Genomic DNA, 14,256 nt, shown 5'->3' on the forward strand with positions numbered 1-14,256 from the left:
TCCGTTAGTTGCCTGCGAGACGGTCCAGGATCCGCGGGCCCAGGTCGGTCACGTCGCCCGCGCCCATGGTGAGAACGAGATCACCGGGCCGGGCCATTCCCGCGATCACGGAGGACACCGCGTCCTTGTCGTGGACCGCGGTGACGTCCGCGCCCGCCGCGCGGGCCGCGTCGATGATCAGCTCGCTGGTGACGCCCGGGACCGGGTCCTCGCGGGCCGGGTAGATGTCGAGGACGACGGAGGCGTCCGCCAGGGCCAGCGACCGCCCCATCTCCTTGCCCAGCTCCTGGGTGCGGGAGAACAGGTGCGGCTGGAAGACGACCAGGATGCGGGCCTCGCCCGCCGCCGCGCGCATCGCCTCCAGGTCGGCCGTCATCTCCGTCGGGTGGTGCGCGTAGGAGTCGATGACCTGCACGCCGGCCTCCTCGCCCTTGAGCTGGAGGCGCCGCTTGACCCCGGTGTACGCGGCCAGCGCGGGGGCCAGTTCGTCCGCCGGCACCCCGAGGGCCGCGCCCGCCGCCAGCGCGGCGACGGCGTTGTGCGCGTAGTGCCGGCCGGGCACGGAGACCGTGAAGGTCAGCTCCCGCCCGTCCAGCAGCACGGTCACCCGGCTCTTCAGCCCCTGCGCCTCGACGGCCAGCACCCGCACGTCGGCGTCCTCGGCCTCGCCGTACGTCACCACGCGCACGCCCTCGACGCGCCGGGTCAGCTCGCGGGCGCCCTCGTGGTCGGCGGAGATCACCAGCGTGCCGCCGGGCACGATCTTCCCGGCGAACGTCTCGAAGGACTCGTAGATCTCGTCCATCGACGCGTAGTTGGCGTGGTGGTCCAGCTCCACGTTGAGGACGATCGCGACCTCGGGGGCGTACTTGTGGAAGCTGCGGTCGGACTCGTCGGCCTCGGCGACGAAGATCTCGCCCTCGCCGTGCAGCGCGTTGGAGCCGGGTGCGTCCAGGTCGCCGCCGATCGCGTAGGACGGGTTCAGCCCCAGCTCGCTCAGCGAGACCGCCAGCATGGACGTCGTGGTGGTCTTGCCGTGGGTGCCGGCGACCGCGATCGGGCGCAGCCCGTCCATCAGCCGGGCCAGCGCGTCCGACCGGTGGACCACCGGGATGCCCAGCTCGGCCGCGCGGGCCAGTTCGGGGTTGTCCGCGCGGATCGCGGACGACACGACGACACAGCTCGCGTCGTCCGCCAGGTGCTCGGCCGCGTGCCCGATGTGGACGGTCGCCCCGAGCGCCCGCAGCGCCTCCGCGGTCGCCGACTCCTTGGCGTCGCTCCCGGCCACCTTGGCCCCACGCTGAGCGAGGATCTTGGCGATCCCGGACATCCCGGCCCCACCGATCCCGATGAAGTGCGGTCGGTCCATGGCGGTAGGAAGGCCGGGTGCCATGCGAGTTCTCCCAAGATGCGGTGCGTAGGACAGTGCGAGGGGCCCCAGCCTATTGCGTACGGGAGCGCGCCCGGCCCGTGGCCCGCCCCCTAGGCCTTGCTGTGCGAGAAGAGCTTCAGCACCGGCACGCCCACCTTGTGCCGGGCCCTCGACGCCCAGTCCCGGTGGAAGAACTCCTCCACGTAGTGCGGATCGGTGAGAACGATCACCTCGTCCGCCCCCACCTCCTGGACGACGGCCTTCAGCGCGTCCAGGGGATGGTCCTCGACCAGCCGCCCCTCCGCCGCGCTGCCCGCGGTGCGCAGCGCCGTGAGGGACACCTCAAGCGCTCTCTCCCCGACGCTCAGCGCCTCCTCCCCCTCGGGGGTCTGCCCCTCGCGCACCGCCTCGTCGAGCTCGCCGAGGGCGATGTCGTCGATGGCTCTCAGCAGCCGGTCGGCCTGTTCGCCGCGCGGCTGGAGCAGCACGTGGAAGGAGACCGGCTCGTCCCCGTGCAAGGTGGTGACGAACTCCACGTCCGCGGACGTCAGGGCCTTCTCGATCATCAAAACGCTTGTGAACACCAGCGCCCCATTCTCCTGAGAGGACCCCCGTGGCCCTCAGCCTGCGTGGGCCGGCGCGGCCCTGCGGAAACCACCTTCCCCGCGCTCGCACGGGGCTGCGAGTCCTAGTCTGCCCACCCGAACTTAACCGGAACGGCATATTCCGCTGAATTCGGGACTCCGGTGGCGCTGAGCCCGAATGCCCCGGATTTCGCGTCTCACACCAGTCTTTTTCGGCAACGTCAGGCCCGGTCGCTCCGCGCGTACCGCCCATACAGGAAGCCGCCCTCCTCCAGGAGGGACATCAGCGCGAAGCGCTGCGGGACCGGCACGGACGGCCCGCCCGCGATCCGCTGCGCGTCGCCCGCGGTGAGCAGCGGCGAGACGGTCAGGCAGAGCTCGTCGAGCACCCCGGCGGCCACGAGTTGGCCCAGCAGCCGCGGACCGCCCTCGGTCAGCAGCCGGGTGTGCCCCAGTTCGGCGAGGGCCTGGACGGCCCGCGCGGGCTCCACGCCCATGCCGTCGCCGGCGATCACCACCCGGGCGCCGGCCCTCTCCGCGGTCGCGACGCGGTCCGGGGCCGCCGCCGCTCCGGTCAGGACCAGGGTGGGCACGAGCGGGGAGGTGAACAGCGGGAGCGAGAAGTCCAGGTCCAGGCTCGCGGTGACCACGGCGATCGCCGGGGCCGGGCCCTGTCCGGCCGCCTCCCGCCGCGCGGCGAACTCGGCACGCGCGCGGGCCGGGCGGTACCCCTCCTGCCGTACCGTTTCCGCACCCACGACGACCACATCGGCGAGGGCCCGCAGGGTGCCGAAGATCCGCATGTCGGTGGCGTTGGAGATGGGCTGGGACCGGCCGTCGTGCTGGGCGGCCCCGTCCAGCGTGGAGACCATGTTGCCCCGCAGCCAGGGCCGCGGCTCCCCCGGCTCGGGCTCGGGGTAGGCGTAGGCGTCGGCGATCTCGTCGAGGCTCCACTCGCGGTCCGGTGCCGTGTGGTTCGTTGCCGTGTGGTCCGGTGCCGAGCGATCCGGTGCCGAGCGATCCGGTGTCGCGTGGTCCGGTGTCGCGTGGTCCGGTGTCGCCCCCTCGCCGTAAACCGTGGCTGTCTGGTCGGTCACAGGGAACAGGCGTCGCATACGGTGCAGTCTGGCACGAGCCTTACCATGGGGAACCGTGTCCTCCTCCAGCTCCGCCACCGGCCTCGACCCGATAGCCGAGGCGACCCCGCTGTCCCTGTGCGCCCGTGAGCCGCACGTCCCCGCGGACCGGCTGGTCGCCGAGATGGTGCCGCCGCCGCGCTTCGACTCGGTCCGCTTCAGCACGTACATCCCGGACCCGAACCAGCCCAGCCAGACCGAGGCGGTGGGGGTCCTGGAGAGCTTCGCGGCGGGACTCGGCGGGGCACCCGCGGCCGGCACCGCCAAACGGGGCTTCCTGGGTTTCGGCAGGGCGAAGGCGCCCAAGGCCCCGGCCGGCCCGCGCGGCGTCTACCTCGACGGCGGGTACGGCGTCGGCAAGACCCACCTGCTGGCCTCGCTGTGGCACGCGACCCCGGCCGAGCCCGCGCTGAAGGCGTTCGGCACCTTCGTGGAGCTGACCAATCTCGTCGGCGCCCTCGGCTTCCAGCAGACCGTGAAGACCCTCTCCGGGCACCGGCTGCTGTGCATCGACGAGTTCGAGCTGGACGACCCCGGCGACACCGTCCTGGTCTCCACGCTGCTCGGCAAGCTGGTCGACGCAGGCGTGGCGCTCGCCGCGACTTCCAACACCCTGCCGGGCAAGCTCGGCGAGGGCCGGTTCGCGGCCGCCGACTTCCTGCGCGAGATCCAGGGTCTGTCCGCGCACTTCCGCACCCTGCGCATCGACGGCGAGGACTACCGCCACCGCGGCCTGCCCGAGGCTCCGGCGCCGTACTCCGAGGAACAGGTGACGAAGGCGGCGTACGCCACCGAGGGCGCCTCGCTCGACGACTTCCCGCGTCTGCTGGAGCACCTCGCCAGGGTCCACCCGAGCCGGTACGGCGCCCTGACCGACGGCCTGAAAGCGGTGTGTCTCACGGACGTGCGGCCGATTCCCGACCAGTCGACGGCCCTGCGCCTGGTGGTCCTCGCCGACCGGCTCTACGACCGCGAGGTCCCCGTCCTCGCCTCCGGGCTGCCCTTCGACGGGCTGTTCAGCGAGGAGATGCTGAACGGCGGGTACCGCAAGAAGTACTTCCGGGCCATCTCCCGGCTCACCGCCCTGGCCCGCGACGCCAAGCGGCTCGTCGAGCCCGCCTAGTCGATCACAGCGCTCGGATCAAGGTTCGGTTCAAGCCACTCGACCCACGCTTTTGAGGCGCACTTCCGCGCGAAACGCTGAGTTAACCCTGCAAACAACTTTGCAGGGTTAACGTGTTTCTTGACCAGCCGTTGACCAACCGTTGGTCCGGACTAGAGGTGTGGAGTGCCCGGAGGGAGGCGCATGTTCCGAGGTACGACGGTACGGACCGTGGTTTCGATCCTCGCCGCCGTCCTGCTGGCCCTCCCGTTCTTCACACCAGCGTCTCCCTTCGCACACGCGCACACCAATCGTCACACCCAGGCCAAGGATCAGCCCGGAATCAAACCCTCCGGCACCTCCGCGCGCGACGAGTCCGTCACGTCCAGCGCCTGCGACCGGTCCCGGGGACCGCTCGACCCCTTGCGCACCCGCGACCGCCTCCGCGCCGGCACCACGGCCGACTCGGCCTCCCAGGAGTCCGAGCGCGCCCCGCTGGCGCAGGATCGCGCGGCCACACGCCGGCACACCGGCCCGGCCGCGCCGTATCACCGTCCGTCGAGATCCTCGGCGGACCGCTCTCCGGCGGCACTCCAGGTCTTCCGCTGCTGAGAGAGCAGCAGAACAGCAGTTCCCCATCTGTCCTGCCCGTCCGACGCGTCCCCCACGACGCGCCAGGAGGAGTCACCACATCATGCAGCCCCTCATCGACAACGCCCGTACGTTCGGACAGCGCCCTGAGGAGTTCGCCAGGCTCGCCGAAGGCCAGTCCCCGCAGGTCCTCTTCATCACCTGCTCCGACTCGCGGGTCGTTCCCGCCCTGATCACGGGCGCCCGCCCCGGCGAGCTCTTCGAGCTGCGCACCGCGGGCAACATCGTGCCCCCCTACGGTTCCCAGCCCCCCACCGGCGAGGCCGCGACCATCGAGTACGCCGTGGAGGTGCTCGGCGTCCAGGACGTCGTCGTCTGCGGTCACTCGCACTGCGGTGCCGTCGGCGCGCTGGTGCGCGGCGACGACCTCGACGCCGTTCCGACCGTACGCGACTGGCTCGCGCACGCCGCCGGCGCGCCGTCGGCCGCCGACCCCGACGACCCGGCCGTCGCCCGGGACGTGCAGCACCATGTGCTCGCCCAGCTGCTGCGACTGCGGTCCTACCCGTGCGTCGAGAAGCGGCTGGCGGACGGCCGGCTGCGGCTGCGCGGCTGGTACTACGAGGTGCACACCGGTGCCGTGCGCGAACACCGCGTCGACACCGACGCCTTCGAGGCCCTGTGAGCGCCGCGATGACCCAGCAGACGAACCCGCGCATATCCAAGTACCCCCACCTCAAGCAGGACTTCGCCGCCTCGCTCGTCGTCTTCCTGGTCGCGCTGCCGCTGTGCGTGGGCGTGGCCGTGGCCTCCGGCGTGCCGGCCGAGCTGGGCCTGGTCACCGGCATCATCGGCGGCATCGTCACCGGCATGATGCGGGGCTCCAGCCTCCAGGTGTCCGGTCCGGCGGCCGGTCTGACCGTGCTGGTCTTCGAGGCGGTGCAGGAGTTCGGGCTGCCCGCGCTCGGAGTGATCGTGCTGGCCGCCGGGCTGCTCCAGCTCGCGATGGGCGCCCTGAAGCTGGGGCGCTACTTCCGGGCGATATCCATATCCGTCGTCGAGGGCATGCTGGCCGGAATCGGTCTGGTGATCATCGCCGGCCAGCTGTACGCGGCGGCCGGGCTGAAGGCCCCCGCCTCCGGCCTCGACAAGATCCTCGGGCTTCCCGGTGCCGCCGTCGACGCGGTGGGCAGCACCGAGGCGCTCGCCTCGCTCGCGGTCGGCGCCGGCACCATCGCCGTCATGCTGCTGTGGAAGCGGCTGCCGAAGGGCGCGCAGTCCGTGCCGGGCGCGCTCGCCGCGGTCGTCCTGGCGACCCTGGCCACCCTGGCGTTCAGCCTGCCCGTGGCGACCGTCGAGGTGAACGGCCTGCTGGACTCCGTCCAGCCGCCGGGCTCGGACGCCTTCGCCGAGCTGGCCAACCCGGCCCTCCTCGGCACGATCCTCGCCTTCACCCTGATCGCCTCCGCGGAGAGCCTGTTCAGCGCCGCCGCCGTGGACCGGCTGCACGACGGTCCGCGCACCGAGTACGACAAGGAGCTGATGGCCCAGGGCGCGGGCAACGCGGTGTGCGGCGCGCTCGGCGCGCTGCCGATGACCGCGGTGATCGTGCGCAGCTCGGCCAATGTCCAGGCCGGGGCGAAGACCAAGGCCTCCCGGGTGCTGCACGGGGTGTGGCTGCTGCTGTTCGCGGCGCTGCTGCCGTCGGCCCTGGCCCTGATCCCGCTGCCCGCGCTGGCCGGCATCCTCGTGCACGCGGGCTGGAAGCTGATCCCCTTCCGCGCCGTCGCGTCGCTGTGGCGGGGCCACCGCGGTGAGGCGCTGATCCTGGTGGTCACCGCCGTGTCCATCGTCGCGGTCAACATGTTCGAGGGCGTGCTGATCGGTCTGGCGCTGTCCGTGGCCAAGACCGCCTGGGAGGCCTCGCACATCAAGCTGGAGGTCATAGACAAGGGCGCCGGGCCCGTCCAGGTGTACCTGTCGGGCAACGCGACCTTCCTCAGGCTGCCGAAGATCCTCGACAGTCTGGAGGGGCTCCCGCAGGACCGCCCGGTCGAGCTGGACCTGTCCGGTCTGCACCACCTCGACCACGCCTGCCGTACGGCGCTGGAGAACTGGGCCGAGCGGCACAGCGCGGTCGGTACGGAACCGGTGAAGGTGACGACAGAGGTCTGACCTCAGCGCTTCCTCCGGCTTCTTCCCGTGGCCGGGTCCAGGGCATGGCCTCGGACCCGGCCACGGACATATCGTTGCATAAGCGGTCTTTCCAGGCCTCTGAGGCGGAGGAGGTCGTCATGCTCGAGGAGCTGCTGACGGCGGCCGTGGCGGTCGGCGCCGGAGCGGTCGCGTACGTCGCGGCGGCCGCGCGGATCGTCAAGCAGTACGAGCGCGGAGTGGTCTTCCGGCTCGGCCGGGTCATCGGTGCCGTCCGCACGCCCGGCTTCACGATGGTGGTGCCGGTCGTCGACCGGCTGCGCAAGGTCAACATGCAGATCGTGACGATGCCGGTGCCCGCGCAGGAGGGCATCACCCACGACAACGTGACCGTCCGGGTCGACGCGGTCGTCTACTTCCGGGTCGTCGATCCGACGGCGGCGATCGTCAACGTCGAGGACTACCGCTTCGCCGTCTCGCAGATGGCCCAGACCTCGCTGCGGTCGATCATCGGCAAGAGCGAACTGGACGACCTGCTGTCCAACCGGGAGAAGCTCAACGAGGGTCTGGAGCTGATGATCGACAGCCCCGCGGTGGGCTGGGGCGTGCAGATCGACCGGGTGGAGATCAAGGACGTGTCGCTGCCGGACACGATGAAGCGGTCCATGGCCCGCCAGGCCGAGGCCGACCGTGAGCGGCGGGCCCGGATCATCAACGCGGACGCCGAGCTCCAGGCCTCGAAGAAGCTGGCCGAGGCGGCCCAGCAGATGTCCGACACGCCGGCCGCGCTCCAGCTGCGGCTGCTGCAGACGGTGGTGGCGGTGGCCGCCGAGAAGAACTCCACGCTCGTGCTGCCCTTCCCGGTGGAGCTGCTGCGCTTCCTGGAGAAGGCCCAGCAGCAGCCCCTCGCGCCGGGGCCGGACCGGTGACACCAGGGGCACGCGTGGTTCCCGGGGCGCACGCGGGGTGATAGACACGGCGGCGTCACCGTCCCTGTCCGCCAGCAGGAAGGTCACCCCATGTCGGAACCCCGTCGCACCCCGACCCGCCGTCAGATGCTCGCCGGCACCGGTGCCCTGGGAGTGGGCATCGCGTTCGCCGGGGCGCTGCCCGAGCTGTTCCCGCAGAGCGCCGCCGCACAGAACCTCGGCCACGACGGCTACGGCCCCCTCGTCCCCGATCCGGACGGCCTGCTCGATCTGCCGGAAGGTTTCCGCTACCGGGTGCTCTCCCGTGAGGGCGACCCGCTGCGCTCCGGCGAGGGCCCCGTCCCCTCGCGCCACGACGGCATGACGGCGCTGCCCGGCCGCGGCGGGCGGGTCCATCTGGTGCGCAACCACGAGAACCGCGCCGACGCGAAGATCCCCGTCCCCGCCGTCAAGGGCCTCACCTACGACCCGGCCGCCAAGGGCGGCTGTACGGCGCTGACGCTGGACGCGCGGGGCGAGGTGGTCGCGGAGCGCGTCGCGATCGCCGGGACGGCCGTCAACTGCGCCGGCGGGCCGACCCCCTGGCACACCTGGCTGACCTGCGAGGAGACCGAGGACCGGGCGGGCACCAACGGCTACGCCAAGGACCACGGCTTCGTCTTCGAGGTCGACCCCGCCGACCCGCACCGCACGGGGGCCGTCCCGCTGACCGCGATGGGCCGCTTCCAGCACGAGGCGGTCGCCGTCGACCCGTACAGCGGCGTCGTCTACGAGACGGAGGACGCGTTCGACAAGCCGTTCGGCCTGTTCTACCGCTTCCTGCCGAAGAAGCCGCTCGGCGGCCCCGGTTCGCTGCGCGCGGGCGGCCGGCTCCAGGCGATGCGGGTGCCCGGCGTACCGGACCTGTCGTCGATCCAGGAGCCGGGCACGGCCTTCGACCGGATCGAGTGGGTCGACGTACCGGACCCCCTCGCGGCCGGGACACCCATCCGCCTCCAGGACTTCGGTCCGAAGGGCATCACCCACGCCCAGAAGCTGGAGGGCTGCTACTGGGGCCGGCGGTACGTGTACTTCGTGTCGTCGTTCGCGCGCGGCGCGGAGGGCTCGGCCGCCGACCACTTCGGCCAGGTCTGGCGCTACGACCCGCAGCGCCGGCGGCTGACCCTGGTGATCGCCTTCGGCCCCGACACGGACATCCAGCTGCCCGGCGAGTCCCCCGACAACATCTGCCTCGCCCCCGGCGGCGGCCTGATGGTCTGCGAGGACGGCAGCGGCGCCCAGCACGTCTACGGCGTCACCCGCGCCGGCGAGGTGTACGCCCTGGCCCGCGGGCGCCAGAACATCGGCACCCCCGAGGAACCGGAGTGGGGCGAGTTCGCCGGCGTCGCCTTCTCCCCCGACGGCCGCACGATGTACGTCAACTGCTACGCCCCGGGGACGACGTTCGCGGTGACGGGGCCCTGGCGGCGCTAGGGCGTGCGAGGGGCGCGTCGCCCGGGCCAGGGCCCACCCGGGTGACTCGGCCCAGGACGCGCCCCCGCTTCCTCGTACTATCCGCTTTCCCGCTCATACCTTCGTACGGTGATCCCTTCCGTACGCCGTCTCGTCGCCCTCTGTGCCCTGGGGGCCGCGCTCACCGCCTGCGGCACGGACCGGGCCCCGCAGGTGACGCGCCCGGCGCCCGCGAGGCCCTCGCCCGTCCCGTCCGGGCCGCCCACGCTGGCCCCGGGGCCGGCCGGGCTCACCCCCGTCTTCCGGCACGCCCCCCGCACCCGCGACAAGGCCGTCGCCCTCACCTTCGACGCCGACATGACCGCCGGGCAGGGGGCGCGGGCGGCGGCCGGGGAGCGGTTCGACAACCCCGGGCTGATCGGGGCGCTGCGCGCGCTGAGGGTGCCCGCCACCGTGTTCATGACCGGCCGCTGGGCCGAGGAGTACCCGGACCAGGCACGTTCCATCGGCCGCGACGCCCTGTTCGAGGTCGCCAACCACTCCTACAGCCACTTCGCGTTCACCGACGACTGCTACGGCCTGCCGACCGTCCCGGAGCACCGGATGCGGGCGGACGTCGAACGGGCGTACGCGGCGTTCCGCACGGCCGGGGTGCCGGACGCGAAGCCGTACTTCCGCTTTCCCGGCGGCTGTTACGACCGGCGGGCGCTGCGCGCGGTGGCCGGGGCCGGGGTCACCGCTGTGCAGTGGGACGTGGTGAGCGGCGACGCGTTCGCGACGGACGCGGACGCCGTGGCCCGGCAGGTGCTGGACGGGGTGCGGCCGGGGTCGGTGGTGGTGATGCACTGCACCCGCAGCGCCGCCCCGGCCACCGAGCGGGCGGTGCGCGCGATCGTGCCGGAGCTGCGCGGGCGGGGCTACCGGTTCGTGAAGGTGTCCGAGCTGATCGGGGCCGCCGGCGGCCGGGGGTGAGGCCGGTGCGCGCTCGTACGCTGGAGACATGAGCGAGGACAGCGACAACGCCTACTGCCTGATCGACGCGACCAGGCCGCCCAGGGCCGACGGCCCGCCGTACGCGGAGTGCGTGCTGTGCCGGGAGCCGACGGAGTACCCGGAGTCGTACAAGGGGATCACGCTGTGCCCGGTCTGCGAGTGGCAGGAGGCGCAGCGCACGGCCTGCTCAGGCTGACGACCGGCGCGCGGTGAGCGCGCAGGCGGCGGCCGTCGCCGCGGCGGTGACGAGCGCCGCCGCGAGCAGGGGCAGCAGGGGCGGGCTGACGGTCGCCGAGCGCGACCCGGTGACCAGGTTCTGGACCGCGGCCTGCGCCGGGGAGCCCGTCACCACCAGCGCCAGCAGGGCCGCGAGCAGCAGCGTGGGGACCGCCCGGCCGGGTGAGCGCAGCACCGGCCAGGCGGTGAGCGCTCCGACGGCCGCGCCGAGCAGGGCGCAGGTCAGGGCCGCGAGGAGGCCGGCCGCGCAGGCCTCGGGGAGCGGCACGCGCCGCTGGTGGTCGGCGCTGACCGGGTCGCTGATCAGGGTCACCACGGCCGTGGCCGCCAGCCCGAGCGCGGCGGCGGCGCCCAGGGCGACCAGCAGGGCGGCGAGGTGGGCCCGTGCGGGTCCGGCCGCCGCGGCGACGACGGCGCGGGCCGCCGGGGGCTCGTTGGTCACGCAGATCCGCACCAGCCAGGCGGCGACCGGCAGCAGGGCGGCGGCCGTGTAGCCGAGCGAGTCCAGCACCGGCTGGCCGCTCTGCACCCCGACGCCCAGGAAGGCGGCGTACAGCAGGAACGGCGGCAGCCAGCGGCGGGAGTGGACGAGCAGGGCGGACTGGTAGCGCAGGAGGGCGGTCATCGGCTGCCTTCGGTTTCGCGGTCGTGCGGGAGGGGGGCCGGGCCGACGCTCACCACGTGCCGGGGCGGGCGGGCCGTCAGCAGGGCGCGCAGCAGGAGGTCGGAGCGGGACGCGGGCGCGGTGAGGCGGTGGGTGCCCGGGGTGATCTCCTCCACCGCGGTGGCGAGCCGGTGCGCCTCGGCCGGCGGCGACCCGCCGGGCGGGCCCTGCGCCACGACGACCACGTGCGGCCCCTCGGACGCGGCGGGGGCGTGCGTACGGCGGTGCAGGGTGCCGTCGCGGACCGTGTACACGGCGTCGGCCGTCCCGGCGAGCCGGCGGGGGTCGTGGTCGACGAAGACGACGGCCGCGCCGGCGGCCGTGCGCTCGGCGACCGCCCGCTCCAGCTCGGCCCGGGCGTCGGCGTCCAGGCCGGTCCAGGCCTCGTCCAGGACGAGCAGCTCCGGCTCGGCGAGGAGCGCCTGGGCGACGGCGACCTTCTGGCTGCTGCCCTTCGACAGCCGGGCCATCGGGGTGCGGGCGTAGGCGGTGGCGCCGAAGCGGTCCAGCCACTCGTCCGCGGCGCGGCGCGCGGCCGTGCGGCCGAGGCCGTGGACGGTGCCGAGGTGGGTGAGGTAGCCGGCCGCCGTGAAGGGCAGGGCGGCGGGGAAGCGTTCGGGGACGTAGGCGGTGCGGGGCCGGCCGCTGAGGTGGCCCTCCGTCGGGGCGTCGATGCGGGCGAGGAGGCGGAGGAGGGTGGATTTGCCGGTGCCGTTCGCGCCGTCGACGCGGGTGAGGCTGCCGTGGGGCAGCTCCAGACGCACGGCGCGCAGGATCCAGGGGCCGCGTACGCCGTAGCGGCGGCCCACCCCGTCCAGATGTAATACGCGGTCCATGGGAGGCATCTTCTCGTAGGGGCGTCCAGGTACCCTGCGCCACGTGAGTGAGAGCCCCTTCCGGACCGAGCCGAACCCCCGTGACCACGCGCCGCAGTTCGTGCTGCCCCTCGTCGTACGGATCGAGAAGGCCGACCCCCCGGCCCGTACCGACGCCCTGGAGACCGCCGCGCGGGCCGTGCTGGTGCTGCTGAGCGACGAGCGGTCGCTCGGGGACGGGGAGTGGGCGGGTGTCGTGCGGGACTGGCAGGACGCCCGGATCCGGAAGGTCGTGCGGCGGGCCCGGGGGGCCGAGTGGCGGCGGGCCGGGGCGCTGCCGGGGATCACGGTGACCGGGAAGGAGGCGGAGGTGCGGGTGTTCCCGCCCGTGCCGCTGGACGGCTGGCCGAAGGAGCTGGCGAAGCTCCAGGTGTCCGGCACGGACCTCGACGATCCGCAACCGCCGCCGGCGGCCGACCCGGGGGCGGTGACGCTGTGGATGAGCCCCGAGGTGGAGATGTCGGCGGGCAAGGCGATGGCCCAGGCCGGGCACGGGGCGCAGCTGGCCTGGTGGGAGCTGTCGGACGGGGAGCGGACGGCCTGGCGGGACGCCGGGTTTCCGCTCGCCGTGCGCACGGCCGACCCGCGGCGGTGGCGCGAACTGACCGCGAGCGGACTGCCCCTGGTCCGGGACGCCGGCTTCACCGAGATCGCGCCCGGCAGCTGCACGGTGATCGCCGACCACCCGGCCCTGCGGTGACGCCGGGGCCCGTCGAACCTCAAATGTTGCTCTGAAGGAGGGCGGTGGGCGGTTCGGGCCCGGGCGGCGGGGTGATATCCCCGTCACCACGGAGGGGGCCTGGACATCGGGAGGGGACCATGGCGCGACTCGGGACGGGAATCGGCTGGCGGCCGGAGATCGCGGACGCCGTGGAGCGGATGCCGGGCATCGACTGGGTCGAGGTCGTCGCGGAGAACGTGTGCCCCGGCCACCTCCCCGACTCCCTGCTGCGGCTGCGCGAGCGCGGGGTCACCGTGGTCCCGCACGGCGTCTCGCTCGGGCTCGGCGGCGCGGAACGGCCCGACGAGGGGCGGCTCACGGCACTCGCCGAGCGGGCCGAGGCGCTGGGCGCGCCGCTGGTCACCGAGCACATCGCGTTCGTCCGGGCGGGCGGCCCGCTGACCGCCTCCCCGCACCTGGAGGCCGGCCACCTGCTGCCCGTGCCCCGCACCCGTGACGCGCTCGACGTGTTGTGCGAGAACGTGCGCGTCGCGCAGGAGGCGCTGCCGGTGCCGCTGGCCGTGGAGAACATCGCCGCGCTCCTCGCCTGGCCCGGCGAGGAGTTGACGGAGGGTCAGTTCCTGTACGAGCTGGCGGACCGCACCGGCGTGCGTCTGCTCATCGACGTCGCCAACCTGCACACCAACCACGTCAACCGCGGCGAGGACCCCGCCAAGGCGCTCGCCGAACTACCGTTGGAGGCCATCGCGTACGTCCATGTCGCGGGCGGCTTCGAGCGGGACGGGGTCTGGCACGACAGCCACGCCCACCCGGTGCCCCGCCCGGTCCTCGACGTCCTGACCGACCTCGCCTCCCGGGTGGCGCCGCCCGGTGTGCTCCTGGAGCGCGACGAGAACTTCCCCGAACCGGCCGAGCTGGAGCGGGAGTTGGCCTCCATCCGGGAGGCCGTCGAGATCGGGGGGCGTACCCGGGGCGCGGCGGCGGGCGAGGCGGTCCGGTCGGCCGGCGTGACGGACGCGCCCGTCGCCGAATCCACCCGTCAGCGTCTCGGCCTCGCCCAGGCCTCGCTGCTGTCCGCGCTGGTCGCCGGGACGCCCGTCCCGGAGGGCTTCGACCGGGTGCGGGTGGGGGTGCAGGCCCGGGCGCTGGCGGCCAAGCGGGCGGACGTGGTGGCGAAGGTGGCCCCGGAGCTGCCGGTCATCCTCGGCCGCGCCTACCGCCCCGCGTTCCTCGCCTACGCCCAGACCCGCCCGATGCGCGCGGGTTACCGCCGGGACGCCCTGGACTTCGCGGAGCACCTCCTCCTGGGCGACACCCTCACGGAGGGCCGGGGCAGGCGCGAGCTGCGGCACTGGTGGCTGGACCGCTCCGGCCCGGCGCCGAGGCAGCGGTCGCGGTGGGGACGGGTCGGGCAGATGGGGCGGGCGCTGATCCGCCGCTGAGGGCGACGCCGTCCGCGGGAGCGGCGGCACCCGGGGTGCGGGA

At 73.6% G+C, this 14,256-nt stretch carries 15 protein-coding genes; 10 read left to right on the forward strand and 5 right to left on the reverse strand.

Going from position 1 to position 14,256, the window contains the following annotated elements; genetic code table 11:
* Window positions 1-4: 4 nt before the first annotated feature.
* The 3 genes from murC to ALMP_RS20260 all read right to left on the reverse strand — a co-directional run bounded on the left by murC (window position 5) and on the right by ALMP_RS20260 (window position 3,071).
* Window positions 5-1,393 carry a UDP-N-acetylmuramate--L-alanine ligase gene (gene murC, locus ALMP_RS20250; RefSeq protein WP_264930285.1) on the reverse strand — a complete coding sequence of 463 codons (1,389 nt, stop codon included), beginning with the start codon at window positions 1,391-1,393 and terminating at the stop codon, window positions 5-7.
* 89 nt (window positions 1,394-1,482) lie between these two features.
* On the reverse strand, window positions 1,483-1,938 hold the full coding sequence (locus ALMP_RS20255) for an indole-3-glycerol phosphate synthase (RefSeq protein WP_264930286.1): 456 nt from the start codon (window positions 1,936-1,938) through the stop codon (window positions 1,483-1,485).
* A gap of 239 nt (window positions 1,939-2,177) precedes the next feature.
* The gene (locus tag ALMP_RS20260; RefSeq protein WP_264930288.1) at window positions 2,178-3,071 is read right to left on the reverse strand and encodes a pyrimidine reductase family protein; all 894 of its coding nucleotides are present in this window, start codon (window positions 3,069-3,071) and stop codon (window positions 2,178-2,180) included.
* A 37-nt stretch (window positions 3,072-3,108) separates the two neighbouring features.
* Here ALMP_RS20260 and zapE point away from each other — a divergent pair, with 37 nt between their 5' ends.
* From zapE to ALMP_RS20300, 8 genes are all read left to right on the forward strand, one after another.
* Window positions 3,109-4,215, forward strand: a complete 1,107-nt coding sequence (zapE, locus tag ALMP_RS20265; RefSeq protein ID WP_264930291.1) for a cell division protein ZapE — start codon at window positions 3,109-3,111, stop codon at window positions 4,213-4,215.
* Between the two features lie 183 nt (window positions 4,216-4,398).
* On the forward strand, window positions 4,399-4,806 hold the full coding sequence (locus tag ALMP_RS20270; protein ID WP_264930292.1) for a hypothetical protein: 408 nt from the start codon (window positions 4,399-4,401) through the stop codon (window positions 4,804-4,806).
* 82 nt (window positions 4,807-4,888) lie between these two features.
* On the forward strand, window positions 4,889-5,470 hold the full coding sequence (locus ALMP_RS20275; protein WP_264930294.1) for a carbonic anhydrase: 582 nt from the start codon (window positions 4,889-4,891) through the stop codon (window positions 5,468-5,470).
* Between the two features lie 8 nt (window positions 5,471-5,478).
* The gene (locus ALMP_RS20280) at window positions 5,479-6,960 is read left to right on the forward strand and encodes a SulP family inorganic anion transporter (protein WP_264930296.1); all 1,482 of its coding nucleotides are present in this window, start codon (window positions 5,479-5,481) and stop codon (window positions 6,958-6,960) included.
* A 119-nt stretch (window positions 6,961-7,079) separates the two neighbouring features.
* Window positions 7,080-7,868 (forward strand): slipin family protein, encoded by a 789-nt coding sequence (locus tag ALMP_RS20285; RefSeq protein ID WP_264930297.1) that lies wholly within the window; start codon window positions 7,080-7,082, stop codon window positions 7,866-7,868.
* 90 nt (window positions 7,869-7,958) lie between these two features.
* Entirely contained in the window at window positions 7,959-9,341 is a 1,383-nt protein-coding gene (locus ALMP_RS20290; RefSeq protein ID WP_264930299.1) for a PhoX family protein, read from the forward strand.
* Between the two features lie 108 nt (window positions 9,342-9,449).
* Window positions 9,450-10,292, forward strand: a complete 843-nt coding sequence (locus ALMP_RS20295; RefSeq protein WP_264930301.1) for a polysaccharide deacetylase family protein — start codon at window positions 9,450-9,452, stop codon at window positions 10,290-10,292.
* A gap of 28 nt (window positions 10,293-10,320) precedes the next feature.
* On the forward strand, window positions 10,321-10,509 hold the full coding sequence (locus tag ALMP_RS20300; RefSeq protein ID WP_264930302.1) for a hypothetical protein: 189 nt from the start codon (window positions 10,321-10,323) through the stop codon (window positions 10,507-10,509).
* Here the strand turns inward: ALMP_RS20300 and ALMP_RS20305 are convergent.
* Both ALMP_RS20305 and ALMP_RS20310 read right to left on the reverse strand, forming a co-directional pair.
* Complete coding sequence (locus tag ALMP_RS20305) at window positions 10,501-11,175, reverse strand: ABC transporter (RefSeq protein WP_264930304.1); 675 nt, start codon at window positions 11,173-11,175, stop codon at window positions 10,501-10,503. The two genes, ALMP_RS20300 and ALMP_RS20305, sit on opposite strands and share 9 nt — an antisense overlap.
* Window positions 11,172-12,050 (reverse strand): ATP-binding cassette domain-containing protein, encoded by an 879-nt coding sequence (locus ALMP_RS20310; protein WP_264930306.1) that lies wholly within the window; start codon window positions 12,048-12,050, stop codon window positions 11,172-11,174. Before ALMP_RS20310 ends, ALMP_RS20305 begins: the two co-directional genes overlap by 4 nt.
* A gap of 43 nt (window positions 12,051-12,093) precedes the next feature.
* Here ALMP_RS20310 and ALMP_RS20315 point away from each other — a divergent pair, with 43 nt between their 5' ends.
* Entirely contained in the window at window positions 12,094-12,789 is a 696-nt protein-coding gene (locus tag ALMP_RS20315) for a peptidyl-tRNA hydrolase (protein ID WP_264930308.1), read from the forward strand.
* A gap of 119 nt (window positions 12,790-12,908) precedes the next feature.
* Window positions 12,909-14,213, forward strand: coding sequence for a DUF692 domain-containing protein (locus ALMP_RS20320; RefSeq protein WP_264930310.1), 1,305 nt, complete (start codon window positions 12,909-12,911; stop codon window positions 14,211-14,213).
* The last annotated feature ends 43 nt before the right edge of the window (window positions 14,214-14,256 follow it).

This window comes from Streptomyces sp. A012304 (genome assembly GCF_026008495.1).
Lineage (GTDB): Bacteria > Actinomycetota > Actinomycetes > Streptomycetales > Streptomycetaceae > Streptomyces.